This is a genomic window from Empedobacter sp. ULE_I140, from assembly GCF_053482575.1.
Genome location: NZ_JBQMTX010000001.1, coordinates 532,167 through 557,212, shown reverse-complemented (window position 1 = coordinate 557,212; position 25,046 = coordinate 532,167). Strand labels below are relative to the sequence as shown.

22 protein-coding genes, 2 tRNA genes and 2 riboswitches are annotated in these 25,046 nt (G+C 31.5%); of the genes, 9 read left to right on the top strand and 15 right to left on the bottom strand.

Annotated features, from left to right (window positions below):
• Positions 1-178: 178 nt before the first annotated feature.
• The 3 genes from ACTS9J_RS02570 to ACTS9J_RS02560 all read right to left on the bottom strand — a co-directional run bounded on the left by ACTS9J_RS02570 (position 179) and on the right by ACTS9J_RS02560 (position 1,630).
• Positions 179-251, bottom strand: a tRNA-Met gene (locus ACTS9J_RS02570).
• Between the two features lie 6 nt (positions 252-257).
• A tRNA-Met gene (locus ACTS9J_RS02565) sits at positions 258-330 on the bottom strand.
• 148 nt (positions 331-478) lie between these two features.
• A complete protein-coding gene (locus tag ACTS9J_RS02560) occupies positions 479-1,630 on the bottom strand; it encodes an LOG family protein (RefSeq protein ID WP_416426326.1) in 1,152 nt (383 codons plus the stop codon).
• Positions 1,631-1,758: 128 nt separating this feature from the next.
• Positions 1,759-1,845: riboswitch (adenosylcobalamin-variant (AdoCbl-variant) riboswitch) on the top strand.
• Positions 1,846-1,974: 129 nt separating this feature from the next.
• Here ACTS9J_RS02560 and ACTS9J_RS02555 point away from each other — a divergent pair.
• The gene (locus ACTS9J_RS02555; RefSeq protein WP_114998110.1) at positions 1,975-2,388 is read left to right on the top strand and encodes an acyl-CoA thioesterase; all 414 of its coding nucleotides are present in this window, start codon (positions 1,975-1,977) and stop codon (positions 2,386-2,388) included.
• Between the two features lie 119 nt (positions 2,389-2,507).
• Positions 2,508-3,884: a tryptophanase gene (locus ACTS9J_RS02550; protein WP_180905739.1), complete on the top strand. Its 1,377-nt coding sequence runs from the start codon at positions 2,508-2,510 to the stop codon at positions 3,882-3,884.
• A 40-nt stretch (positions 3,885-3,924) separates the two neighbouring features.
• Here ACTS9J_RS02550 and ACTS9J_RS02545 read toward each other — a convergent pair whose 3' ends face one another.
• The 5 genes from ACTS9J_RS02545 to ACTS9J_RS02525 form a co-directional block, all read right to left on the bottom strand.
• Positions 3,925-5,358, bottom strand: a complete 1,434-nt coding sequence (locus tag ACTS9J_RS02545) for a M28 family peptidase (RefSeq protein WP_448352801.1) — start codon at positions 5,356-5,358, stop codon at positions 3,925-3,927.
• 125 nt (positions 5,359-5,483) lie between these two features.
• On the bottom strand, positions 5,484-5,966 hold the full coding sequence (locus ACTS9J_RS02540) for an inorganic diphosphatase (protein WP_291047917.1): 483 nt from the start codon (positions 5,964-5,966) through the stop codon (positions 5,484-5,486).
• Between the two features lie 30 nt (positions 5,967-5,996).
• Positions 5,997-8,534 (bottom strand): DUF5686 family protein, encoded by a 2,538-nt coding sequence (locus tag ACTS9J_RS02535; RefSeq protein WP_448352800.1) that lies wholly within the window; start codon positions 8,532-8,534, stop codon positions 5,997-5,999.
• Positions 8,535-8,610: 76 nt separating this feature from the next.
• Positions 8,611-9,588 carry a pyruvate dehydrogenase complex E1 component subunit beta gene (locus ACTS9J_RS02530; RefSeq protein ID WP_114998120.1) on the bottom strand — a complete coding sequence of 326 codons (978 nt, stop codon included), beginning with the start codon at positions 9,586-9,588 and terminating at the stop codon, positions 8,611-8,613.
• 158 nt (positions 9,589-9,746) lie between these two features.
• On the bottom strand, positions 9,747-9,998 hold the full coding sequence (locus ACTS9J_RS02525) for a TM2 domain-containing protein (protein ID WP_219034059.1): 252 nt from the start codon (positions 9,996-9,998) through the stop codon (positions 9,747-9,749).
• Positions 9,999-10,172: 174 nt separating this feature from the next.
• Positions 10,173-10,315, top strand: a riboswitch (cobalamin riboswitch).
• 34 nt (positions 10,316-10,349) lie between these two features.
• Between ACTS9J_RS02525 and ACTS9J_RS02520 the strand changes: the two genes are divergently transcribed.
• Positions 10,350-12,158 carry a TonB-dependent receptor plug domain-containing protein gene (locus ACTS9J_RS02520; protein ID WP_448352799.1) on the top strand — a complete coding sequence of 603 codons (1,809 nt, stop codon included), beginning with the start codon at positions 10,350-10,352 and terminating at the stop codon, positions 12,156-12,158.
• Between the two features lie 4 nt (positions 12,159-12,162).
• Positions 12,163-13,239 (top strand): YncE family protein, encoded by a 1,077-nt coding sequence (locus tag ACTS9J_RS02515; RefSeq protein ID WP_416410350.1) that lies wholly within the window; start codon positions 12,163-12,165, stop codon positions 13,237-13,239.
• A 36-nt stretch (positions 13,240-13,275) separates the two neighbouring features.
• Here ACTS9J_RS02515 and ACTS9J_RS02510 read toward each other — a convergent pair whose 3' ends face one another.
• Positions 13,276-14,181, bottom strand: a complete 906-nt coding sequence (locus tag ACTS9J_RS02510) for an EamA family transporter (protein ID WP_291047932.1) — start codon at positions 14,179-14,181, stop codon at positions 13,276-13,278.
• 77 nt (positions 14,182-14,258) lie between these two features.
• Here ACTS9J_RS02510 and ACTS9J_RS02505 point away from each other — a divergent pair, with 77 nt between their 5' ends.
• Positions 14,259-14,699 (top strand): nucleoside deaminase, encoded by a 441-nt coding sequence (locus ACTS9J_RS02505; protein ID WP_115001927.1) that lies wholly within the window; start codon positions 14,259-14,261, stop codon positions 14,697-14,699.
• Here the strand turns inward: ACTS9J_RS02505 and ACTS9J_RS02500 are convergent.
• A complete protein-coding gene (locus ACTS9J_RS02500; protein ID WP_114998131.1) occupies positions 14,696-15,442 on the bottom strand; it encodes an alpha/beta fold hydrolase in 747 nt (248 codons plus the stop codon). The genes ACTS9J_RS02505 and ACTS9J_RS02500 overlap by 4 nt on opposite strands.
• A gap of 45 nt (positions 15,443-15,487) precedes the next feature.
• On the opposite strand from ACTS9J_RS02500, the gene ACTS9J_RS02495 reads away from it, so the two are divergent.
• Both ACTS9J_RS02495 and ACTS9J_RS02490 read left to right on the top strand, forming a co-directional pair.
• Positions 15,488-15,967, top strand: coding sequence for a hypothetical protein (locus tag ACTS9J_RS02495; protein WP_114998135.1), 480 nt, complete (start codon positions 15,488-15,490; stop codon positions 15,965-15,967).
• Positions 15,968-15,994: 27 nt separating this feature from the next.
• The gene (locus tag ACTS9J_RS02490) at positions 15,995-16,579 is read left to right on the top strand and encodes a hypothetical protein (protein WP_114998137.1); all 585 of its coding nucleotides are present in this window, start codon (positions 15,995-15,997) and stop codon (positions 16,577-16,579) included.
• Positions 16,580-16,581: 2 nt separating this feature from the next.
• Here ACTS9J_RS02490 and ACTS9J_RS02485 read toward each other — a convergent pair whose 3' ends face one another.
• Positions 16,582-17,175 carry a hypothetical protein gene (locus ACTS9J_RS02485; protein ID WP_219034054.1) on the bottom strand — a complete coding sequence of 198 codons (594 nt, stop codon included), beginning with the start codon at positions 17,173-17,175 and terminating at the stop codon, positions 16,582-16,584.
• Positions 17,176-17,299: 124 nt separating this feature from the next.
• Between ACTS9J_RS02485 and ACTS9J_RS02480 the strand changes: the two genes are divergently transcribed.
• Entirely contained in the window at positions 17,300-18,358 is a 1,059-nt protein-coding gene (locus ACTS9J_RS02480; RefSeq protein ID WP_221855494.1) for a hypothetical protein, read from the top strand.
• Positions 18,359-18,406: 48 nt separating this feature from the next.
• Here the strand turns inward: ACTS9J_RS02480 and ACTS9J_RS02475 are convergent, their stop codons facing one another.
• From ACTS9J_RS02475 to dprA, 4 genes are all read right to left on the bottom strand, one after another.
• Positions 18,407-19,558: a cystathionine gamma-synthase gene (locus tag ACTS9J_RS02475; RefSeq protein WP_448352798.1), complete on the bottom strand. Its 1,152-nt coding sequence runs from the start codon at positions 19,556-19,558 to the stop codon at positions 18,407-18,409.
• An 83-nt stretch (positions 19,559-19,641) separates the two neighbouring features.
• Positions 19,642-20,361 carry a DNA repair protein RecO gene (recO, locus tag ACTS9J_RS02470; protein ID WP_125349971.1) on the bottom strand — a complete coding sequence of 240 codons (720 nt, stop codon included), beginning with the start codon at positions 20,359-20,361 and terminating at the stop codon, positions 19,642-19,644.
• Positions 20,361-22,616: a type IX secretion system anionic LPS delivery protein PorZ gene (gene porZ / locus ACTS9J_RS02465; protein WP_448352797.1), complete on the bottom strand. Its 2,256-nt coding sequence runs from the start codon at positions 22,614-22,616 to the stop codon at positions 20,361-20,363. Before porZ ends, recO begins: the two co-directional genes overlap by 1 nt.
• Positions 22,617-22,674: 58 nt before the next feature.
• Entirely contained in the window at positions 22,675-23,772 is a 1,098-nt protein-coding gene (dprA, locus tag ACTS9J_RS02460; RefSeq protein ID WP_416410359.1) for a DNA-processing protein DprA, read from the bottom strand.
• An 88-nt stretch (positions 23,773-23,860) separates the two neighbouring features.
• Between dprA and ACTS9J_RS02455 the strand changes: the two genes are divergently transcribed.
• Entirely contained in the window at positions 23,861-25,015 is a 1,155-nt protein-coding gene (locus tag ACTS9J_RS02455) for an HU domain-containing protein (RefSeq protein WP_291069074.1), read from the top strand.
• Positions 25,016-25,046 lie beyond the last annotated feature (31 nt).

The window sequence follows — 25,046 nt, the reverse complement described above, 5'->3', positions numbered from 1 at the left end:
ACTATTTTTTGATGCTTATTTATAAAGAAGTAATTAATTTCTTGAAGTTGAATAGAATAATCTATATTTTACTATCATAATGAAGAAAGGGTAGTATTTATCAATAGTTTATCTAATCTTAATTCTCAGTTAAAGACATAAAAAAAGAGAGCTTCTTGTTAGAAACTCTCTTTTGTAGTAGCGAGGACCGGACTCGAACCGATGACCTTCGGGTTATGAGCCCGACGAGCTACCTACTGCTCCACCTCGCGATTTAGTAGCGAGAACAGGACTCGAACCTGTGACCTTCGGGTTATGAGCCCGACGAGCTACCTACTGCTCCATCTCGCGTTATTGGACTGCAAATATACGTTCATTATTTAAAATACCAAACATTATTCGAAATTATTTTATTTTATTCTGACAAAAAACAAACAAAAACAACATAAACAACTATAATAAAGTGATTTACGTGATTTTAAATATTTAAAATTATTTTTTAATTAACTTTAATTGGTGGATGATTTTCGATAAAATCGATTGCTAAATCAGCACTATCTGTTAAAAATAGTAACTCCTTATATGGTTTTCCTGTAGCTAATTGATGCAAAACTGAATAAATCGCCGTATCTTCTACATATCTTTTCTTACTCAAAAAAATCATTGGACTATAATATCCTGAAGTTCCATAATGATTTTGCGCTGCTTCCTGAAAAATTTCTTGTGTTGTTCCAGCACTTCCAGGCGCATAAACCAGCCCGAACAAACTAATTGTTAGCAACATATCTTCTCGAATACTATTAGAAAAATATTTTGCAATATTCGTTGCAAATAAATTACTCGGTTCGTGACCATAAAACCATGTTGGAATTGCTAAACTTTCAGCACCATTTGGGTAGATTTCTAAAACTTTTTTAGCATTCGTCATAAAATTCTTCGCCAAATATTCAGTTTTATCTTCATCAATAAAGTCTAAATCAGCCAAAATACTAATCGCATTCATCAAATCTTCATCCGAATAATTTGCCATATAAGCTCCTAAATTAGCGGCTTCCATAATTCCAGGACCTCCACCAGAAACAACAAAATAACCTTTCTCAGTAGCCAATTTCGCCGCTTTTGCGGTTTCATTATAAAACTCCGAATTTCGCGCAGTAGAATGTCCGCCCATAAAGCCAACCACTTTTTTCTTCGTCATTCCATTATCATCATATTCCAAAATTCGACGCAAACCATCATCAATAGACAAATCGTGTAAACGTTGCGCTAAAGCTTCTGAAACAGACGGATTATATTTATGTTTTTTGAAGTGTTTATAAATTTTAAGATCTATACTTTGGTCATTATCCGGATCATAACCTTCCATCAACTCTTGCCAAGTATACAATTTTCCACGATATGGATTATAGGGAACTGATTCAAATTTTGGATAAACGAATGCTCCTTTTTCGATTAAATAGATTGCTTCATGTTGTTTAAACTTACAACCCAAAAAAGATGTATTACATAAATTATACTCTTCCCAATTGATTTCTTGACGCAAAAAATTAACATCTTGAACTACTTTATCGGTTAAATCTTTGGTTTGAGAAACTAATTCATTCCATTCTGATAGATTATGAACTAAATCTTTGATTGGTTTTATTTTCATTCTTATTTCTTACTTCATTAAAAATTCGGAAAAATGAATTTACACGAATTATTCCAAACCAACGAATTCGGTACAATAAATCTGCAAATTTTCATTTTTCTAATTTATATTTGCATCAAATTCGTGCTCAACTTAATGGGGAATCGTGTGCAAATCACGAACTGTCGCGCAACTGTAAATCAATATTTTTGACAAGTCAGAATGCCACTAAATTGAGTTAATAATTAACCAAAAACTTTCGCGAAAAAAGTAAAAATTATGTTCTATGAAATCATCAAACCACCACAAAAAAACATTATCAACTCAAAAATTAATTAAGAAAAGTAACGTGTAAATATATGATAATGGAAGTGGAAAAAACACCAAGAGAAGAGTTGATTGAACAACGTATCATCAATTCTGAAACTCGCATTTTCAAAGCTGTTTTTCCTGGAGATACAAACCACCACAACACAATGTTTGGAGGATCAGTAATGTATTTGATGGATGAAATTGCTTTTATGACAGCAACTCGTTTTTGTCGCAAACCTATTGTTACAGTAAGTAGTGACAAAATTGATTTTAAACACTCAATTCCTGCAGGAACTATCGTAGAAATGGTAGGAAAAGTAGTACGTGTAGGACGCTCAAGTTTGGATGTACAAATTGATGTTTTTATCGAAAGTATGTATCGTGACGGACGTGATAAAGCGATTTCTGGAACGTTTACATTAGTTGCAATTAACGAAAACAAACGACCAGTTCCTGTTATTGACTAACACGAGCTATAGAAAATTTTTAATCCTTTATCTTTTTGATAGAGGATTTTTTTATGATTTTCAATTAATAATTGATAATATTCTAAAGGTTTCTTAGTTTTACATTAAACACAAGAAAAATGGAATTACCTTTTGCCGAACCATTTCGCATAAAAATGGTCGAAGAAATTTATCAATCTACTCGAGAAGAACGCGAAAAGTGGATCGAAGAAAAAGATTACAACCTATTCAACCTAGAAAGCCACAAAGTATTTATTGATTTATTAACTGATTCTGGAACTGGAGCAATGTCCGACAAACAGTGGTCTGCAATGATGACTGGAGACGAAAGCTATGCTGGTTCTCAATCTTTCTTAAAACTGAAAGAAACCATTAATACCATTACTGGATTTGAGTTTCTTTTACCTACGCATCAAGGTCGTGCAGCGGAAAATGTATTATTTTCAGCTCTTGTAAAAGAAGGTCATGTTGTTCCTGGGAACTCGCATTTCGATACAACAAAAGGTCACATCGAATTTAGAAAAGCGCACGCGATTGATTGTACTATTGATGAGGCTTTTGACAGCGAATTGATTCATCCTTTCAAAGGAAATATCGATTTACAAAAGTTAGAAAATGTCTACAAAGAATACGGAAAAGAACAAATTCCATTTACATTAATCACTGTTACGTGCAATTCTTCTGGTGGTCAACCTGTATCAATCGAAAATATTCGTCAAGTTCGTGAATTGTCTAATCAATATGGAATTCCAGTCTTTTTTGATGGCGCTCGTTTTGCGGAAAATGCTTATTTCATCAAAGAAAGAGAAGAAGAATTCAAAACGAAAACGATTAAAGAAATTGTTTTAGAAATGTTTTCTTACGGTGATGGAATGACAATGTCTGCGAAAAAAGATGGTTTGGTAAATATTGGTGGATTTATTGCACTGAATAACGAAGAGCTATATAAAATTTGTGGAAATTTCGGAATTATTTACGAAGGATATTTAAGTTATGGCGGTTTAGCTGGACGTGATTTAGCAGCTTTAGCACAAGGTTTACAAGAATCGACAGAATATTCTTATTTACAATCGCGCATCAAACAAATTGAATATTTAGGGAATAAATTAATTGAATTTGGAATTCCAATTCAGCAACCAATTGGTGGACATGCCATCTTTGTTGATGCTGTAAAGTTTTTACCAAATGTAACACGTGAAGAATTTCCTGCGCAAACATTGGGAATCGAATTGTACAAAGAAGCTGGAATTCGTGGTGTAGAAATCGGAACTATTTTGGCAGATCGTGATCCTGAAACGAGAGAAAATCGTTATCCAAAATTAGAATTATTGCGTTTAGCAATTCCTAGAAGAACTTATTTTCAAAGTCATATGGATTATATTGCAGTAGCTTTGAAAAATATTTTTGATCGACGAAACGAGATTAATTCAGGTTATGAAATTTCGTGGGAATCTGAAATTTTAAGACATTTCACTGTAAAATTGAAAAAGAAATAAATAAAAAATCCTTCAGATAATCTGAAGGATTTTTTTGATATTACCATCTCCAATCGCCCGAAATACGAAGTGGAGTTTCTAAATTTCCTTTGATTAAGGCTTCTTTTACTTCTTGCTCGTTCCAACGTTTTGAAGGAATTTCTTTCAAATTACTCAAACGATACAACAAATAGGTTTCCAAAATCACATTATTTTTCAAACCAATTTCTTCTACATAATCAAATGTATCGCAATTCGCGTGGTAACAATTTAACGCTCCTTTTGTAAATTGACTATCCGAAAGCCCAATAATAGGCACGCCTTGCAACATAAACGGTTGATGATCTGAATGTAAATCTACACTCGCAAATGTTTTCAATTTAAAATCTGGAATCACTTTTTGAACATCATTCGCATAATCAGTTAAAATAGGCAAATTACTTTCCATTGTCGAATAATACGACTTTGGATTTGTTGTCATATCCATATTCGACATTGTTTTGATTTGATTGATAGAACCATCTTTCAACGCTTGATTGACATAATATTTAGAACCTATCAAACCAACTTCTTCGCCCATAAATAAAACAAATTCTATTGTTCGATCATTTTGAAGATTCAACTTTTTATACGTTCGTGCAATATCCATCACAGAAAAACTTCCAACGCCATTATCAATCGCACCTGTAGCTAAATCCCAACTATCTAAATGCCCTCCAAGAACTATTTTCTCATTTGGAAATTTAGAACCGATTATCTTTGCTATAATGTTGCGACCTTTCATTTGTCCAACATCATTTTTCATTTCGATTTTAGCAATTTCTTTTCCTTTTGATAGATTTTCTTTGATTTTCAATCCATCTTCTAAACTGATATTAATCGCAGGAATTTTAATAATTTCTCCCGTCACAGAGGCCGTTCCTGTTAATAGAATTCCTCCAGCAGGACGATTAAACAAGATAATTCCTTTCGCTCCGTACTTCTCTGCTAAAGCTGTTTTTTCTGAACGATGTAGATTTTCGATTTCTTTTGGTGTTCCATCCAACAAACCAAGCGCAGCAAAAACAATCTTTCCTTTTACTTTATCACCAATCTTTTTATAATCTTCTTCAAGTCCATTTCCCAAATCAATCAATTCTCCCGAAAGACTAACATTTGCTGGCGAATGCGCCAAAGCAACGGATTTTATAGGTTGATTATTGATTTTTAAATCTAAACTTTTACGATTCCATCCGCTAAATGTAAACTCTTGAAAAGACACATCATAACCATACGAACGCAACAAATTGGCTGCATATTCTTCTGCTATTCGTCCATTTTCTGTTCCTGTAGCGCGATGTCCAATTGTTTCGGTTACTTTTTTTAATTGTTGATAAGCTTCAGAATTTTGTTGTACTTCTTTGTTAATCAAGTCTAAAACTTGTTGATTAGTTTGAGCAGATAAACTCATGGTTGTAGAGATTAAAACTAGTGTTAATAAAAATTTCGATTTCATGTGTGAGTATTTCTATAAACTTAAAAATGTTTTTGGAAATAGTTGATAGAATGGGAGGAAAATTTAATCAAAAAAAATAGTCCTCAAAAAATGAGGACTATTTATATGAAATTATAAATTATTTCTTAATGAGCTGGTACGAAACGCTCTCTTGCATCTTGCAATAATTTTTCTGCTTCTGCTTTATCACCGTACCCTTCAATTGTTGTTGTTTTATTTTCTAAGTCTTTATAAACTCTGAAAAAGTGCTCAACTTCTTTCAATGTATGAGGATTCATATCAGTGATGTTTTCTAATTGGTTCCATGTTGGATCAGCAACTGGTACACAAATTAATTTTTCATCTTGTCCTTTGTCATCAGACATTTTAAGAACACCGATTGTTTTTACTTCGATTACACATCCAGGAACAGTAGGTTCTGTTAAGAAAACTAATACGTCAATTGGATCTCCGTCTAATCCTAATGTATTTTCTACGAAACCGTAATCAGCTGGGTAGAACATTGGAGAGTATAAAACACGATCAAAACGGATTCTTCCTGTTTCGTGATCCATTTCATATTTATTGCGAGATCCTCTTGGGATTTCAATGATTGCATCAAAAGTCATTGTAATATTCTTTTTTTTATTATGTATTTTCTAAAAATTCCAATCTAAACCGATTGTGATGCCAAATTTACGAACATCTGGCAAATTATTATAATTTCCGCGCCAATTAAAATCAACACGTATTGGTCTAATGTTTCCAAAACCAATGTTTTCGATCCCAAACCCGTATTCGTAGTAGATTTGTTGATTTGGTGCAAAATATTCTATTGTCGAACGATTAATAGCTTTACTTTTCTCAGAAATGTCTCCGTAAGCCGCTCTCAAGAATCCAACTTCTCTTAATTTTAATTTTTTGATTAACGGAACTTTGTTCAAAATCCAACCGTTAAAATGATGTTCCCAGTTCATCGTTACATATTCGTCTGTTACAAATTCATAATAATCTAATTGTGAAAATGTACCATAAACTTGTCCGTAACTCTCATTTCCAGGTAACGCACTCATTAATGATAAAGGAACACCTTGAAATGTTTTTCCTGCTTCTACAGTTACCAATGATTTACCAAAAGATCCAATCAAAATTGGTTGTGTATATAAAAATTGTAATTTATCATATTCAAAATCTGAATTAATTACACCTTTCAATCCTTTTGTATAACGCAACATCAACGTTGGAGCAAGTGTTGTCATTTCGTAACGATCAATTCCATATTGAGAATATTTTGCACCTGGACGAGCAATTACCGAAACACTTACACTTGAATTTGTTAAAGTTTCTTTAATCTGACCGTTTTTTTCATATCCAATCGAAAAATGCTCTGCATCAGCTGGTTTAATTAATTGATAATTTCCATCAACACGAAACGTTACATTTTTCCAAGGTTCGATCGACGCATACACGTTTGTCAAATTATTATTACTCAAAAATGTATTATCTCCTTGATTGATGATTGATGACGAAGCAAAACTACGCGTCATAATTCCATCAGAAGCTGTTAATGTTGCAGCCAATTGTTCTACATCACGTTTTGTTCCGATACCGACTTGAAAACGATTATATTTATTGAACATGTAACGAAAATCTGCTCCATATTTGAATTTATCATCTCGAAAACCATATGCCAAGAAACCTTGCGCACGCCACATATCATTTTGCGAAAAATATGTACGAGCTCCAGCTCTCAAACGGAATCCTTCGATTTGGTTGTATCCAAAAGATGAGTATAAATTCCCGATATCAATTGCATTTCCGACATTGTAATATCCAGAACCAAAAATCTCGATTGCTTTCACAATATTATTGAATTTTGGTACTTTATTTAATTGCTCTAATGTTTCGTAAATACCTTCTTGATCTTTCGTTAAAGCTTCAGGACGATTTTCTGCCCAAAACTGATTATCTTTTTCGTTAAGCGCAGCTTTTGCTGGATCTAATTTCTCGTAATAAAAAGCTTCGGGATGTGTTGTCTCGAAATCGTAATTGTAATAATTCACCGTTTTATGCGCAAAAATTCCTTTCGCACTTTCTTTTTTACTCAACAACGACATATCCAACATCGCATATTCTTTCTTTGGATAAAAAATAGAATCGTTTGGAATATCATATTCTAGATTCATGAAAATATTACGCACAAAATTCACGTTCATTTCTTTCGTTGTTTCCATCACAACCTCTTTCACTGCATAAGCATCTTTCGAAATATATAATTCTCCTTTGAATGTCAATTCGCCTTCGCGACGCGGATAATATTTGATTCGATAAGATTCTATTCCATCTACATCAACTGTATCTTTCAATTCGTAATCATAAACTGCGAAACCATCTGTTGCAATTGGACTCACAAATTTGATGTCCAAAATATTGACACGATTATCATAAATATCAATATCACGGAAAAGATTTTTTACCGTAGAAGCTACCACTTCATTTTTCTCGAAACCTGATGTTTTATTCGCAATTAATTCTCGACGCTCCTTTGTTGAAGGTTTATTAATTCCCGCAACATTGTAAATCGACTCATTCAAGAAGGCAGGTAAATATGTTTTTCCGTTGATAGAAGAAGTATCTACTTTCTCGAAAACAAACTCCATTCCTTTAAAAATCTTACGTTTCATAAAAGTTGAATCGATATTACTAATATCAAATTGCAACTTTTCGTATTCATCATATTGGTAATGTGGCGCTAATTTTAGTCCATTTTTCTTTTTACGCTTCCATACTTCACGTAAAATAGCATACGCTGGATTTTCTTTCTTTTTAAGACGTTTTTTCTTTGCCGAAACAACCGCAGTTTGTAAATCTACCGTTCCGTCATCTTCTTCTGAAGTATTGTCTTCTGCTAAAAATAATTGAGCAATAAAATTATAATCGATTTTATTTTCGATTACATAATCAGAAGTTTCGTATCCATTTTTTGATACGACAATTTTATTTGTATTCGAACTAGATTCGATATAAAAAGTACCATCAGAGTTTGATGTTGCACTTACTTTAAGTTCTGGTAAACGAATATCTGCGTAAGGAATAGGCTTCTGAGTTTCAGAATCGATGACCTTTCCTTGGATTTTTACTTGCGCGTGAACAGACGCTAGAACAACTATAAAAAAAGCTGTTATATAACTTTTCATCAATAAGATTTGGTTAAAAAAATAAAGTCTAGCAAAATGTATGCTAGACTTTACAAATATAGTTTATAAATCTTAATTATTTATACATCACAGCTTTTACAGCTTCAACTACATCTTTTGCATTAGGAATCCAAGTCTCATACAAGTTTGGAGCATAAGGTGCTGATGTATCTTTTGTTGTGATACGTTTGATTGGTGCATCTAAATAATCAAATGCTTTTTGTTGAACCATATATGTAATTTCTGAAGCAACTGAAGCGAAAGGCCAAGCTTCTTCTAAAACTACCAAACGATTTGTTTTCTTAACAGATTTGAAAATTGTATCATAATCTAATGGACGAACTGTACGTAAGTCAATTACTTCTACAGAAATTCCTTCTTTTGCTAATTCATCAGCAGCAATGTAAGCTTGCTTAATAATTTTCCCGAAAGAAACTAACGTTACATCTGTACCTTCACGTTTGATTTCTGCTTTACCAATTTCGATTGTGTATTCTTCATCTGGCATTTCCATTTTATCTCCATACATCTGTTCAGATTCCATGAAAATTACTGGATCGTTATCACGAATTGCAGATTTTAATAAACCTTTTGCATCATAAGGGTTTGAAGGAACAATTACTTTAAGACCTGGTACATTTGCATACCAATTCTCAAAAGCTTGTGAGTGTGTTGCACCTAATTGTCCTGCAGAAGCAGTAGGTCCTCTAAATACAATTGGACAGTTGAATTGTCCTCCTGACATTTGATAAATTTTTGCAGCGTTATTGATAATTTGGTCAATAGACACTAATGAGAAGTTGAATGTCATATATTCTACGATTGGACGACATCCCGTCATTGTAGATCCAATTGCGATTCCAGAAAAACCAGCCTCTGCGATTGGCGCATCAATTACACGTTCTGCTCCAAATTCGTCTAACATTCCTTTCGAAGCTTTGTACGCTCCGTTGTATTCTGCTACTTCTTCTCCAATTAAAAATATAGATTCATCGCGACGCATTTCTTCACTCATTGCCTCTGCGATTACTTCTCTAAATGTTTTTATAGCCATTTTATGCGATTTCGTTCTTTATTATATTTTTTCCTAAAGCAAATGTAATAAAAAACTTGCGAATTATTTAAAACGAATTCATTCAATAAAAAAATCCCAAAATAATCTAAAGTTATTTTGGGATCGAAAAATATTTAAAAAAGAATGTAATCTCTATTTTAGAACCAGCCTTTGTGACCTTCTACATATGTTTTATCAAACTCTTCGTCAGATTTAGTCAAATAAATAATCCCTTCAATAAATCCAATAAGTCCAGCAAATCCAAATGTTACAAAAGTGGCAATAATTTGAATAACTCCTTCTTTTGTATATCCTAAATAGAATTTATGAATTCCTAAATATCCTACTAAAATTCCTAAAATTCCAGCAATGATTTTTTTCTCTGATTTGTACGGCTGATTGTTTTCCATCGTTTTTAAAGTTTAAATAATAATTGTTTTTGTTGGTTACAAATTTAATTTGTCCATCATTCTTAAAAATCACTAGATATAATGATTTTGAATACTGTACAAATAAAATAAATCTGATCTTAATTTAAGGTTAACGATTTAACAATCTACTTTTTATAAAATCAATTGCTTTTCTTTACATTTGCATAAAATGGTGCTCAACGAGTGAGTTAAAAGGGAATTTGGTTCAATTCCAAAACTGTCCCCGCAACTGTAAATTCTAACATACTTTTTGTAAAAGAATAAGTCAGGAAACCTGCCATTGCTAACAAATTAATAGAAAATGTTTTCGGAGGAAAAACAGATTTTAATATGAAAAAACTTTTTCTTTGTTTTAATCTTATCGCTGGAATTGCTTTTGCACAGACGGATACCATCAATTTGAAACCTTTGATTTTGAACGATGCTTTTCTTAAAAATCATTACAAATCTCAAAGTATTATCAAACTTAATGATAGTATTTTAGAGCAAAATCCTAATCAACTGACGCAAGTTTTACAAGCGCAAACGCCAATTTATTTTAAAGAAAATGGACGAGGAATGGTTTCTTCGCCTTCGTTTCGTGGAACTTTAGCTTCGCATACAGCGGTAATTTGGAACGGAATAAATTTCAATTCGCAAACAACAGGACAAACGGATTTTAATTTATTTGCAAGTAATTCGTTTGACGGAATTTTAGTGAAACCAGGAGGCGGAAGTATTGCGTATGGAACAGGTTCTATCGGCGGTACAATTCATTTGTTGAATAAATTTGAGTATGACAAAGGTTTACAGCAAAAAATAAATTTAGGATACGGAAGTTACGATACGTGGTCGGGAAAATATCAGTTGAAATATAGTACAGAAAAATTTAGTTCTTCAATCGATTACGAACGAAATCAATCTGATAATGATTACAAAATTCCGAATCACATGAAGAAGAATTTGAATGGAAAATATTATTTCAATACAATTAATGGAAATTTTGGTTATAAAATCGATCCTAAAAATGAATTGAAACTTTATTCGATGTTCAATTTTGGAAAGCGCGAATTTCCTTTGGTTGACATTGGTTCAACGCCTTCTGGATACGAAAATCAGGATTACCGTTTGATGACAGAATGGAATTTCAATCCAAATGAAAAGTGGCAATCGCAGTTAAAATTAGCTTATATACGAGAAGAAAGCAGTTATTTCAACAATATTCACAAATCTTATTCGGACGATTTACAGGTTGATAACTATATTTTAAAATATTATCTGAATCATCAATTGACCAATAATTTCGAGCTTTCGCTTTTATCTGAAGCTAATTATAATCAAGGAAGTGGAAATAATTTGACTAAAAGCGATCAAAACTCAATCAATTTTGCCTTAATCGCGAAGCATAAATTATCAGATGTTTTGGAATACGAAGCGAGTATTCGTCAAGATTTTTCTGATACGTACCAAAATCCATTTATTTATTCATTGGGTTTTAATTATCGTCCGATTCATTCGTATCAATTAAGAGGAAATGTTTCGAAAAATTTCAGAAATCCAACGTACAATGATTTATTTTGGAAAACTGGTGGAAATCCGGACTTGAAATCAGAATCAGCTTATCAATTTGAACTTGGAAATGATTTTATCAACAAAAATTTAAACATTCAAACCAATATTTTTTATAATAAGTTGAGTGATATGATTCAATGGATTCCGAGTTCGCAAAACAGTTCTTATTGGGTTCCTGTGAACATCAACAAAGCTGAAACCTATGGTTTTGAAATGATTGGAAACTACAAATGGAATGCATTTAGTTTCAATACAACTTATGCATACACCAAAACAAAAGATAAATTTAAAAATAAGGAACTGATGTATTCCCCAAATCATAAATGGACGGCGAGCGCACAATACACTTACAAACGTTTATCTGCTTTTGTACAAAACATTTATACAAGTAAAGTTTTTACCGATTCGCAAGAAGAAAGAACACTTGATGGATTTTGGCTAATGAATTTTGGTTTAAATTATACAATTTCACCACTTTATAGCATTTCTATGAGAGTGAATAATGTGTTTAACCAAGAATATCAAACGCAAGAAAATCGTTGGCAACCTGGCACAAATTATAATATACAATTACAAATAAAATTTTAAAACTATGACTAAATTTAAATCTATTGCGCTTATAGCTTTAGCAGGAATTTTTTTACAATCATGTTCTAATGATGATGATAGTGTAAAAAATGATCCAGAAAATGGAAACTATTCAAAAGGAATTTTTATTTTGAATGAAGGAAAATTTCAAGCAGGAAATGCTGATATTACGTATTATGATCCAAGTACTGTAGTGGGAGATAAAAATCCTGTTCAAGAAATTTTCAAGACTGCGAACGCTGGTGCACAATTGGGTTCTGTAGGACAAAGCATGTATTTCAAAGGAAACAAAGCTTATATTGTTCTTAATGTTTCTAATAAAGTAGAAGTTGTAGACAACACAACTTTCAAAAAAATTAGTACAATTCCATCATCAGATAATATGAGCAACCCTCGTTATATCGTTTCTGATGATCAATTTTTGTATATCTCAAACTGGGGAGATCCTAATGTAACGACAGATGATTTTATTGCAAAATACAAAATCAGTGATTTAACATTTGTAGAAAAATATAAAGTAGATGAAGGTCCAGAAAAAATGATTCTTGACAATAACAAACTTTATGTTGCACAAAAAGGTGGCTGGGGAACAGGTAAAACAGTTACAATTATTGACCTTAAAACAAATGATAAAAAAAGTATAAATGTTGGTGATGTTCCGACAGATTTAACAATTCAAAACGGAAATTTATTTGTGCTTTCTCAAGGTGTTAATTGGGGAACTACTACAAAAGGAAAATTGGTTCGTTATAATTTAACTTCAGAAGATAAATTAGAAATGAATTTTCCTGATGGACAACATCCTAATTTCTTAGTTGCGGAGAATAGTAAATTGTATTACATCGTTAATAATTCTGTTTATTCTATGGCTACAAATGCAACAGCTTTGCCTACAAAAGCAGATTACATAACAGGTGCTGATAGTGTATATGGTTTCTATGTAAAAGGTGATACTTTTTATGTTTTAGACGCAAAAGATTACAATTCTAATGGACGATTATTAATTCAGAATGCACAAGGAGGTCTTAAAAATCCAGCAATTACAACTGGAGTTTCACCAAATTCTGTTTACATCAAATAATATTTCCTGAAAAATCAACATAAAAATATCTGAAGTTTAAACTTCAGATTTTTTTATGTTTTTCATTTTGAAAATTGTTTGTGAATTAAACCCTACAATCGCGAGTAAAATCAAACTATAACCGATCATTTGCATTAGAGAAACGGCTTCTTTGTAATAGAAAATTGCTAAAACAAAATTCATAATTGGATTCAAATAAATTAAAATTCCAACAGTTGAAGAGTCAATTCCTTTTAAAGCAAAATTGTTTAAGAACATTGGAATGATAGTGAACAAAATCACAATCATCATGATACATTGATAGAAAATTGTTTCGGTCGGAATTGGTCCTGAAAAGATGAAAACCAATGGTAACATCAGAATGGCTACAATTAATAATTGTGTCATCAACAAATTGAAACTATCAAAAACATTCAAACTTCTCTGAATAATGATATAGAGTGCAAATGTACAAGCTACAATCAAACTATAAACCAAGTCTATAAGATGACCTATAGAAATAACCAAACATGCTAAAAGACTAATACCAACTGCAATCCATTTTATTTTGGTCAAATGTTCTTTCAGAATAATGAAAGCCAAAACGGTAGTAATAATCGGGCAAACCAAGTACGAAAGCGATGCTGCTTGTACGCTAATATGATTCATCACGATAATAAACATCAACCAATTCGTCATCAAAATCAATGATCCGCCAACAATTAAACTTACTAATTTTTTCTGTTTCTTTTTATCAAATGATTTGAATAAATCATAATCAGCTTTCATCTTATTACGTCGAAATCCAACATTAATGACCACTAAAAAGAAAACGGAAACATACAATCTGAAAAATAGAATATCCAAAGGTGGATAACCGGCGATCGGTTTCAATCCGAAACTAAAAAATCCCCACATAAAGTAGGTTATAATGGCTGCAATGATATATTTTGATTGATTCATAAAAGAGGCATCAATTTGTACAAATGTATCGAATATCCAATTTGGAAATGATTATTTTTGCCTTAAATTTTATAGAAATGGAAAATCTTTTTACAGACGAATATTTTATGCGAATCGCCTTTAACGAAGCGGTTACAGCTTTCGAGCGAGACGAAATTCCAGTTGGAGCTGTGATTGTTTGCAACAACAAAATTATCGCGAAAGCACATAATCTAACGGAAACATTGACTGATGTTACAGCGCACGCAGAAATGCAAGCCATTACGTCTGCAGCAAATTATTTAGGTGGAAAGTACTTACAAGATTGCACATTGTATGTAACCTTAGAACCTTGTGTGATGTGCGGCGGAGCATTGTATTGGAGCCAAATCTCGAAAGTGGTTTATGGTGCTTCGGATGAAAAACGCGGTTTTAAAGCAAAAATTGGCGAATTACATCCAAAAACTGAAATTGTTTCGGGAATTATGGAAGAGAAATGCGGTCAATTGATGAAAGAATTTTTCCAACGTAAGCGCTAAATTGATTTCAAAATCGATAAAACCTCATCATAATTTTCTATAAAAGCCATGTGTCCGCCATCAAATTTGTACAAATGAATATTAGGTAAATTTGGAATTAAGATTAAAAATAATTCAGGATTAACTGTTTCATCATTCATTCCAACAATAATATAAATTCCACCTTTGAAATCATACAAAATCGACGAACGATCTGGACGCTGTCGCATTCCTTTCAAAGCTGCACAAACACCTTCAATTGGAGTTTTTAAAGCAATTTCTTTTACAAATTTCAACTCATCTTTGAATTGATCTCGATGATGCGCTGCAAATAAAGTAGGCATACTAAAACTCACCAACGCATTGAAATTTTTACGAGCAGTTTCACACGCTTTCAAACGTTGATTTTTCTTCGCTTCATCATCTGGTAAAGTCGAGGAGTTAATCAAAACAATATTTTCTACTCGTTCAGGAAAAAGATCAGCCAACGCACACGTCACATATCCTCCCATCGAATGTCCTACAAAAGCTACTTTTTCAAGATTTAATTCATCCAGAACTTCAATCACTTTTTCTGCCATTTCTTCCATCGTATTCACCTCTTGAAAATTTTCAGAATTTCCATGTCCAGGTAAATCAATTGTAATAATTTGATTGTGATGAAATAAATCATTCTGTAAACGATTCCATATTTTATGATTTTCCAAAAAACCATGTAAGAAAACTATAGGTTTCCCAACTCCAATACTTTCGTAGAACAACATATTTTGGTTCAGAATTTGTAATTAATTAAATACAAATTTACAACAATGAAAAAATATAATCCTATTATAATACTCACAATAGCTATTGGTGCTATTCTTATTTATTGTATTACAAGAAATAAATCACTTATAATTGGAGGTTCTGTACAAAAAGAAATTAAAAAAGATTCTTCTATTCAGGAAATTGCTTTTGCTTCTCCAAAGATTATGAATAATTCTGAATTGAAATTAATACAAGGAAAAGGTAAATTTGAAATTGAAAAAGTAGCAAAAGAAGAACAAACATTTAGTTTTAGAAATGATTCTTCTTCATCTGTTTTTATTCAAATAATTCCTCAAGATAAACTAGGAAACATTAGAATTAATCAACTTATCTCTCCAAATAATGAAAAAGATGGTCCTTTTGGACAAGAAATCAATTACGATTTAAACGAAAAAGGTTTGTATCAAATTCGAATTGGCGAAAGTTTGATGCAAGGCGATCCATTTGAAGGAAAATATACCTTGAAATTGCAGTTAAAATAGTTACTTTTACAACAGAATTTTTCTGTTATGAAATGGACTTTTATCGCTTTTATTACATTGATTACGCTTTATAGTTGTGAAGACAAATCTACACCAACCATTTATCCAAGCAAGATTGGAGTTGATTCTGCGTACAAGGATTTGGTAAAAAAAGATAAACCAACAACAGAAGATGTAATGAAAGAAGAAGTGGTAAAAACAGCTTCTCCTCAGAAAAAAGTTGTGATAAAACCTCAGCAAAAAGTTATATCTAATACAGATAAAATTGTTCCTTTAAGCGCTAATAACACTACAGAGAATCTTGAAGTAAGTTATGCAAAAGCAAAAGCGGAACCGACTAAAATAGCGGGACAAACCAATACGTTTACGTTTAATGCAGATTCTGCAAAGAAAGTTTGGATCAAAATTTCTGCACAAGATTCTACAGCGAATATTAGAATTAATCACATCAAAGGACCTGCGGATTCTATAAAAGGTGGTCCTTTTGGCAAAGAAACCATTTTCGAATTACCTGCGCGTGGCGTGTATCAATTCTCGATTTCGGAGAAACCAACAACCCCAAAACCATACGCTGGGAAATATAAAGTTGAATTGAAATTATTGTGGAAATAAATCTATTTGTAATAGATTTTGTAGTTAAGTGAATGATTTTTCAAAATATCTTGTTTAATCATTTCACCATTAATTTCATTGTAATATTCGACTGATTTTTTTGTTACAATCAAATCAAAATAGCCATTTCCTTCGGGACAAAAAGGATTTTCGTAAGAAGTTTCTAAACCAATAAAATAGTTTTTGGCTTCGGAAGGTTTAAGTTTTAAATGAATCGGAAAAATATATTTTCCTTGATAATCTTTATCCACTTCAAACCATTTTTCTTCAATCAAACTTTGTTTATCCTCAATCGATTTTAGAATCATTGGTTTGAAATAATAATATTCGTTGCAATAATTTTTCTTTTTCACTTTTGATTCAAACAAAATTTCAATTGCGACAATTTCAATTTCTTTCTCATTTGGAAGTAATAAATTCGAAAATATTTTAAGTCCGAAACTTGTGTTATCCGTTAATCGAACCACTTGTTTAAACTTTGGACGAAATTGTTTGTAATTGGAATAATTCACTACCTCAACTTGATTGAGATTAATCGTATCCAACTTTTGAGCAAAACTCATCACAGAAAGTAAGAAAAGAATTAGAAACTTCATTTTATAAAAATAGAAAAAATTTTCAGTAAATGATTTTCTCAATTCATCCTAAAAAATCAACAATTCGTAAACATATATTTATACAAGTCTTTTGCTAACTATAGTTTTGATAAAAATTAACAACATGAAAACACTTATCAAAATCCTAAAAATCTTCTTTATTGCTCTAATTTCAATAATTACACTTATTTTTTTGTATTTATTTATTAGTAATAAAATTTTCTTAGCTTCTAAAAATGAAACAAATATTGGCTATCTAAAAAATAATAAAACAACAATTGACAGCAACTTTGATTCTCAGATTTTTGATAATAACTTCAACACTTCAAATGTTATTCTATTAGGTGAAATTCATGGTTTTGCTGACAATCAAAAATTAGATGAATTTATGTTTAAATATTTGAATAAGAATCTTGGATTCAACTATTACATTGCCGAAATGGACAGTTTAAATTCTAAAAAATTAAACACATTTCTAAGCTCCGATGTTAAAAATGAAAAATTATTAAAAGAAGTTGTTTTAGCTATTAAAAAAAGAATTCCTCAACAATCAAGTCAAGAGTTACTAAAAAAATGGAACAACTTGTATGATTACAATAAAACATTAAATGATTCATCTAAAATCGTTGTTTTGGGTATTGATACAAACTTTGATGATTCTAACAACAAAATTTCAAGAGATTCTGCAATGATTGAAAATTTTAATCATATCATTTCAAAGAATCATCTACAAAATGAAAAATTCTATGGATTATTTGGTCTTTTTCATACACTTCAAAAAAGTATGAATGATAAAGAAAAACCTTTTGCTGAAAGACTTTTAGACAATAAATATAACGTAACAAGCATCGTAAGTTATACATTGGACAGTGAAATGTATTTACCTAAAAATGATCAATTTCCTACTCCAGAAAATGAAAAAATAAACTGGGTAAATGCTGATGGACCGATGATGTTAATAAAAGGTATTCTTGATTTTAAAGAACTTGCAAAGTCTAATTCCATTTCAATTTTTAATCTTAATGCGAAAAATTCACCATACAAATCTTCTCAAAATTTAATTCAAATAAAGTCAAGATTATTTGGAGAAAACTTTACACCAAAAGAAAATTTAAAAACAACTGATTATTTTCAATATGTTGCAATACTCCGAAATTCTGAAGCATTAACTCCAATTCAATAAAAAAAACGGAATCTTATAGATTCCGTTTTTTTATTTTCCATTTATCGATTAAATCAAGTTCAAAACTTGTTCTAAATCTTCTAATAAGTCATCTATATCTTCGATACCAACAGACAAACGAATTAGATCATCTGTAATACCAATTTCAGCACGTTTTTCAGCTGGAATAGATGCGTGTGTCATCGTAGCTGGGTGATTTGCTAATGATTCAACTCCACCTAAAGATTCAGCTAAAGTGAAAACTTTTAAGTTTTCTAAAATTTTGAAAGCATCTTCTTTTTTCCCAGAAGTTAACGTAAACGTCACCATTCCTCCGAAATCTTTCATTTGCTTTTTCGCAATTTCGTGTTGCGGATGATTTTCCAAACCTGGATAATACGTGTGCTCAACTTTTGGATGAGCCTCTAAAAATTGTGCGATCTTCATTCCGTTTGAACAGTGACGATCCATACGAACAGCCAAAGTTTTGATTCCACGTAAAACTAAGTAAGAATCTTGTGGTCCTAAAATTCCTCCTGTTGCAAATAAATTGAAGTGAACATCAGTTGCCAATTGCTCTGAATTAACCACAATTGCTCCAGCAACTAAATCTGAGTGACCTCCTAAATATTTTGTTGCAGAATGCATCACTATATCTGCTCCCAACTCAATTGGTCGTTGTAAATAAGGCGAAGCAAATGTATTATCAACAGCGACTAAAATATCAGATTTTTTTGCTTTTACAGCATCATTTACCGCTTTGATATCAACCACTTTCATCAATGGATTTGTAGGTGTTTCAACCCAAACCATTTTTGTATTATCATTGATTAAAACAACAACAGCCTCAACATTTGTCATATCTACGAAATGGAATTTCAATCCAAATTTTTCATAAACACGTGTAAACAAACGGTAAGAACCTCCATATAAATCGTCCATCGCGATGATTTCATCACCTGGTTTAAATAATTTTAATACACCATCGATTGCTGCCAAACCAGAACCAAATGCAAAACCTGCAACTCCACCTTCGATAGATGCTAATGCATTTTCTAAAGCAGTTCTTGTTGGATTTGCACCACGAGAATATTCGTATCCTTTGTAATCTCCTGGTGATCTTTGCGCGAATGTTGATGTTTGGTAAATTGGAGTCATTACGGCTCCTGTAGAAGGGTCATGTTGTTGACCTCCATGTATAGCTTTTGTATTGAATTTCATTGTAAATGCTTTTAACTATAGCAAATATATGGAGTTTTATTTATTCTTTGTTTTAAAGATTTGTTAGAATTTATTTCGGGAGATTAACTAAACAATTCGTATAAAACTTGTAATGATTTTGGCTTCTTAAAATTATTGGTGTGAATTTGATAGTACTTCACTAGAATTTCGAGTAAAAGAGAACGTTGCGATTGGTTGAATGTATTTTTTGAATCTTCGGAAAAGTGTAATTCTAACAATTTTTTGAACAAAACAGTTTCATCTGCTTTCAACATATTGATAGATGAATTCGAATTTGTGAAAAATCCATTTTCTAAATCGAATAGATTTCCATCAATTTCTAAGTTGGGATAAAAACCAAGAAAATGTGATAATTGAATTAAAAAAATCAAATGAAAATCTGCAAAATCATCTTTTTTTTGATCAAATTCTTTTAACGAATGTTCAATGTAAAAATATAATTCTGGATTATCTGATTCTTCTTTTAGAACTAAGTTTAGGATTTCAGCTAAGAAAAAAACAATCGCCGATTTGATGGGATGAAAATGCAACGATTCATAATAATGCGACGTCTGAGCTGATTTTAAGAAAACCAATTGTTGTTCATTTGATTTCGGTTGAAAGCTCAAATCTATTTCTGCTAGCGGAAAATACAACGAAGTATTTCGCTTTTTTTTGGAGAAAACTCCTTTTGCTATAAATGATTTAAGGCCAAAATCTTGTGTATAACAACGAATAATTAAACTCGTGTCACCATATTTTAAGCTTGAAAGTACAATGGCTTTGGTTTCTAAAATTTTCATTAACGGACAACTGCAATTTTTAATGTTTTGGTTTCTGTACCATCAGCATTTGTCATCAAAACTAAGTAAATTCCAGAAGCTACTGGCTTTCCTTTTGCATTATTTGTGTTCCATTCTACAATTCCTCCTTCTGCTTTTTTCTCAAAAAGTAAATTTCCAACAATATCTGTAATCTTAACCAACGCACGATTTGGAAGATTTTTTATCGTGACATTCCCCTTATATTCTGGACGATAAGGATTAGGATAAGCAATTGCATTGTTAAAATTATTCGCTTCTGTCGATACATCTCCGTTATACGAAACCACACCTTTTTCCGTTGCAAAATATACTTTTCCTGTCGATTCATCAATCGAAACATCGTACACAACATCCGAAGGTAAAGGTGAATTTTTAGACGTAAAATGCAATTTCGTCGATTCTCCACTATCCGAAACATAATAAACTCCTGCTCCATTTGTTGCAATCCATTTATTATTTGCGTTATCTACTTTTATAGCATAAATTCCAACATCGGTTAACAACGCTTCCGGAATTCCATCTTGAATAATGACAACAGGCTCGGCAATTATATTATTAGAACTTACAGCATTATCAGCTCCGTACAAAACCACTAAACCTTGTTGAGTTCCTATCCACAAGTTGTTTGATCTATCATTTGCAACTGTCAAAACGTTATTAATAGGCAACTTGTTTGAAGTTGTTAAAGTTGTTACTATTTGATAATTTTTATCTAATACAGCAACCCCTCCTCCTTCTCTACCACTTGGATAATAGGTATAAATATCAGAAAAATCAGGAGTTAGAGCCACTATTGCAGAGGCTTTATCAACAGAAATATTATTCCACGTCCCATTAGCATTACGTTCTAAGTAATAAACCGAATTATAATCAGGAGATTTTCCATCTGGAAATGAAGCACCAATATGTAAGTTTCCTAATTTATCATAGGCTAATCCAGAAATTCTAGAACTAGGGAACTGATTACTAATAATTCGATCAGGTTTATAATTATTTACAAACTCGAATTTAGTTGGATCAAATTCTAATAAATCTGTTCGCCCATTTACATCGCGTCCATACTTATTGAATGATGAAACTATAAATGTATTATTATTTTTATCTGGATGAGGAGCGATTCTTAAAACATCTCGAATATCAAAAATATCTTTTGAACGAAAATTGTTCCATTGTTTTACATTATAATAATAGAAACCATCACTATTATCTAAAACATTTCCATAACCTAGAGTTCCTCCTGGAGCAATCCAGACTTTTCCATTTTTTGTTGTTACAGACCAAGCTTTATTATTGAAAGGTCCATCGGGATAAAATTCTTTATGATTAGATAAATTAATAATTCCATGATTTACTGAACCTCCAAAATAAATATTGTTAATAAAAATTCCTGAATTGAAATTTATTTCATTTCCATCTTCATCAATTAAAGGGTAATTATCTCCTTTGAAAACAGAAATTTGATTATTCTGAGTAATAATTAATTTACCATTCGACGATTTTAACTCTTTAATCAAATTAAAAGGAGTAGAAGTTCCTCTTAATAATTTTAATTCATTGTTTACCGAATAATAAATCTCATTTTCAAATAATTCTATATTTGTAACATTTTGACCAACAATTTCTTCTTTCCAAATTTTTCTATTTGTAAAATCTGGATTATTCAAATTCTTATCCGATAATTCGCTCGAATAGATTCCTTTATCTGTTGCAATATAAAGAGTTGTTCCGTTAATTGTTGCATCATTTACAACAGCTGTATTTGTACGTGTTGTTTCTTTAAATTCTTCCTCTTTTAAGTCGAAAGAAACAATTCCAAAAGCTCCAGAAATAAACGCAATTCCATCATTTATAAAAATATGATTGACTTTTTTATCACCCGAAAAACCATTCCATTTGATATCCAAAACCATTGTCGATTCTCCAGATTTCAATAAATCTAAACCTCCATTTTCATACCCAACTAAAAACGAATCCGAATCTATATCATAAGCCATTACAGAAACCCCAACATTGTTCAAAAAATTGGTTTTATTTAGTTTAATCCAATCACTTGTTGGATTTTGAGGATTGAACAAGAAAATTCCGTTTTCAGTTCCACAATAAATCACACCATTTACTTCTTCCAACAATTTCACATTATTGTAAGAAAAAAGATCAGTCCAACGCACTTTATCATTTTGAGCGTTTAAACTTGTGAAAATCATGGTGATGAAAATGAACAATTTTGTCTTCATAATGCACAAAAATACTGTAATTTATAACAAAATAACTTGCTAAAAATTGTATTGCTTGTTACAATAAATCATAAAATTTACCTGGAAGAGTAGAAATTATTTGCTTCAATTCTAAATCTAATAAAGTTGGCATCAATTCGTAGGATTTCAAATTTAAGTCAAAAGACATTTTATCAATATGTTGTTTTCCATTGGTTTTGAGATAATTTACAATTAAATTTTCATCATCAGAAAACTCAATAAACAAATCTATTTGTTTTGGTTTCTTCTTCGAATTGAAGTTAAAATAATCAATAATATCTTTCGAATTTTCGACCAAATAAGCTTGATGAGATTTTATCAAATAATTACACCCAATACTCAACACATCGGTTGATTTCCCTGGTAAAGCAAATACTTCGCGATTATATTCATTTGCAAATTTTGCAGTCACCAAACTTCCTCCTTTAAAAGCAGACTCTACCACAATTGTAATATCCGACAAACCTGCAATAATCCGATTTCGTTGTAAAAAAGCTTCAGGTGAAGCAATTTTAAAACTTGGTTGCTCCGTAATCCAACCTCCTTTTTGTAAAATTTCAATCGCAATTTTTTTGTGAGCAACAGGATAAATTCGTTCAAAATTTGTTCCCATTACCGACCATGTTACAACATTATTTTTAAGCGCATTTGAATGTGCTTCAATATCGCAACCATACGCCAATCCACTCACAATTGTAACATCAAAATCAGCTAAACCTTCAATTAATTCAGTAATAAAATTTCGTCCATAATTGGTCATTTTTCGTGTTCCAACAATCGAAATCTTTTTATTACTGAGATGATTAAATTCTAAACTTCCTTTACAAAAAATCACCAAAGGTGCATCAATACATTCTTTTAAGAATTGTGGATAAGCTTCATCATAAAAAGTTAAAATATTGATTTGATTATTTTTACAATATTCTATTTCGTTAAAAGCTAAATCTAACCATTTTTTATTCCCAAAATCTTTGCTTATTTGCTGTCCAATTCCCGAAATTTGCAGCAAATCTTTTGGTTTACAATTCCAAGCAGCCTGTGCTGAACCAAAAAATTGAATAATTTTTCGAGCTGTGATATCGCCAATTCCTTTCTGAAAAGAAAGTGCTAAAATATATGGTAAATCGGTTTGCATTTTGTTAAATTACTAATATTAAACCAACTAAGCAGAATTTTAAGTATTTATTTTTTGCTAAATCTAAAAAAAATGTTAATTTCGTAGTATGAGGTTAGAAGAGCATATTAGTCAATTATTATTTCAGCACGATTGTGTAATCGTTCCAAACTTTGGAGCGTTTATCTCAAACAATGCTAATGTGGCGTTTGACGAGCAAACAAACACATTTATTCCACCAAGAAAAGAGCTTTCTTTCAATACAACTTTAACAAAAAGTGATGGTGTTTTGGTGAATAAAATTGTAGAAGATGAGCCAATGTCTTTTGAAAATGCGCAAACATTTTTGAATGAACAAGTTTATTTTTGGCAAGAACATTTGAAAAATGGAAAAGTTTTAACCTTACAAAATATCGGATCATTACAATTTAATGACGCTGGAAAAATTGACTTCAAACCAGAAAATGCTCAAAATTATTTCATCGCCGCTTATGGTCTTTCAAATTTACAAGCCAATTACATTTTAGATTCGTCTAAAACTAAAACCTCTAACAAACACATGTCAAAATTTTTAGCCGCAGCCTCATTAATTCCCATTATTGTTGGTGGCTTCCTATATTTTAATACGCCGCAACCCGTACAAGAATTCGTAACAGAACAATGGAGCGGTTTGGTTTTACCAATGATTGGTAAAGATGACGCAACCAAAACTGAAAAACCTACAGTGCAATACGATGTGTATAATATGCCGCAAACGATTGCTGAGCCTTCTTTAGTTGAATATCAGATTGCCGAAACGGTAACGAAAACAGATACAATTGAAACGCCTAAAAAAGTTGAAATTACAGTTGTAAAGGAAACGAAACTGAATGAAACTGAAAAGGAGATTACGGCAATTGTAAAGGAAAAGCCTTCGACAAAAGAAATTGTAAAAACAGAAACAAAAAAATTAACGAAAGTTGAAGCTCCTAAAACAGCTGAAAAGAAAGTTGAGGACAAAAAAGAAGTTGCAACTAAAACAACTTCAAAATCTAACAATAAAAAATATCAAGTAATTGCGGCTTCGCTTAAACGTCAAGAAGATGCTGATCGTTTGGTTGGAGAATTGAAAAAACAAGGTTACAAAGATGCAGGAGTTTCTTATGTAAAAGGTCGCTATTATTATGTTACATATAGCAGCTTCAATAACATAGAAGACGCGCAAAAATATATGAATGATGTGAATAAAAAGTCTCCTGGAACTTGGGTTAGAACTGAAAATTAAATCATTTTTTAATACAATATAAATCGAAATA

What these genes read in the sequence shown, in the direction of transcription:
- ACTS9J_RS02560 (WP_416426326.1), bottom strand. Translation starts at nt 1,630, where the DNA reads ATGAAAATAAAACCAATCAAAGATTTAGTTCATAATCTATCAGAATGG.
- ACTS9J_RS02555 (WP_114998110.1), top strand. Translation starts at nt 1,975, where the DNA reads ATGGAAGTGGAAAAAACACCAAGAGAAGAGTTGATTGAACAACGTATC.
- ACTS9J_RS02550 (WP_180905739.1), top strand. Translation starts at nt 2,508, where the DNA reads ATGGAATTACCTTTTGCCGAACCATTTCGCATAAAAATGGTCGAAGAA.
- ACTS9J_RS02545 (WP_448352801.1), bottom strand. Translation starts at nt 5,358, where the DNA reads ATGAAATCGAAATTTTTATTAACACTAGTTTTAATCTCTACAACCATG.
- ACTS9J_RS02540 (WP_291047917.1), bottom strand. Translation starts at nt 5,966, where the DNA reads ATGACTTTTGATGCAATCATTGAAATCCCAAGAGGATCTCGCAATAAA.
- ACTS9J_RS02535 (WP_448352800.1), bottom strand. Translation starts at nt 8,534, where the DNA reads ATGAAAAGTTATATAACAGCTTTTTTTATAGTTGTTCTAGCGTCTGTT.
- ACTS9J_RS02530 (WP_114998120.1), bottom strand. Translation starts at nt 9,588, where the DNA reads ATGGCTATAAAAACATTTAGAGAAGTAATCGCAGAGGCAATGAGTGAA.
- ACTS9J_RS02525 (WP_219034059.1), bottom strand. Translation starts at nt 9,998, where the DNA reads ATGGAAAACAATCAGCCGTACAAATCAGAGAAAAAAATCATTGCTGGA.
- ACTS9J_RS02520 (WP_448352799.1), top strand. Translation starts at nt 10,350, where the DNA reads ATGAAAAAACTTTTTCTTTGTTTTAATCTTATCGCTGGAATTGCTTTT.
- ACTS9J_RS02515 (WP_416410350.1), top strand. Translation starts at nt 12,163, where the DNA reads ATGACTAAATTTAAATCTATTGCGCTTATAGCTTTAGCAGGAATTTTT.
- ACTS9J_RS02510 (WP_291047932.1), bottom strand. Translation starts at nt 14,181, where the DNA reads ATGAATCAATCAAAATATATCATTGCAGCCATTATAACCTACTTTATG.
- ACTS9J_RS02505 (WP_115001927.1), top strand. Translation starts at nt 14,259, where the DNA reads ATGGAAAATCTTTTTACAGACGAATATTTTATGCGAATCGCCTTTAAC.
- ACTS9J_RS02500 (WP_114998131.1), bottom strand. Translation starts at nt 15,442, where the DNA reads ATGTTGTTCTACGAAAGTATTGGAGTTGGGAAACCTATAGTTTTCTTA.
- ACTS9J_RS02495 (WP_114998135.1), top strand. Translation starts at nt 15,488, where the DNA reads ATGAAAAAATATAATCCTATTATAATACTCACAATAGCTATTGGTGCT.
- ACTS9J_RS02490 (WP_114998137.1), top strand. Translation starts at nt 15,995, where the DNA reads ATGAAATGGACTTTTATCGCTTTTATTACATTGATTACGCTTTATAGT.
- ACTS9J_RS02485 (WP_219034054.1), bottom strand. Translation starts at nt 17,175, where the DNA reads ATGAAGTTTCTAATTCTTTTCTTACTTTCTGTGATGAGTTTTGCTCAA.
- ACTS9J_RS02480 (WP_221855494.1), top strand. Translation starts at nt 17,300, where the DNA reads ATGAAAACACTTATCAAAATCCTAAAAATCTTCTTTATTGCTCTAATT.
- ACTS9J_RS02475 (WP_448352798.1), bottom strand. Translation starts at nt 19,558, where the DNA reads ATGAAATTCAATACAAAAGCTATACATGGAGGTCAACAACATGACCCT.
- recO (WP_125349971.1), bottom strand. Translation starts at nt 20,361, where the DNA reads ATGAAAATTTTAGAAACCAAAGCCATTGTACTTTCAAGCTTAAAATAT.
- porZ (WP_448352797.1), bottom strand. Translation starts at nt 22,616, where the DNA reads ATGAAGACAAAATTGTTCATTTTCATCACCATGATTTTCACAAGTTTA.
- dprA (WP_416410359.1), bottom strand. Translation starts at nt 23,772, where the DNA reads ATGCAAACCGATTTACCATATATTTTAGCACTTTCTTTTCAGAAAGGA.
- ACTS9J_RS02455 (WP_291069074.1), top strand. Translation starts at nt 23,861, where the DNA reads ATGAGGTTAGAAGAGCATATTAGTCAATTATTATTTCAGCACGATTGT.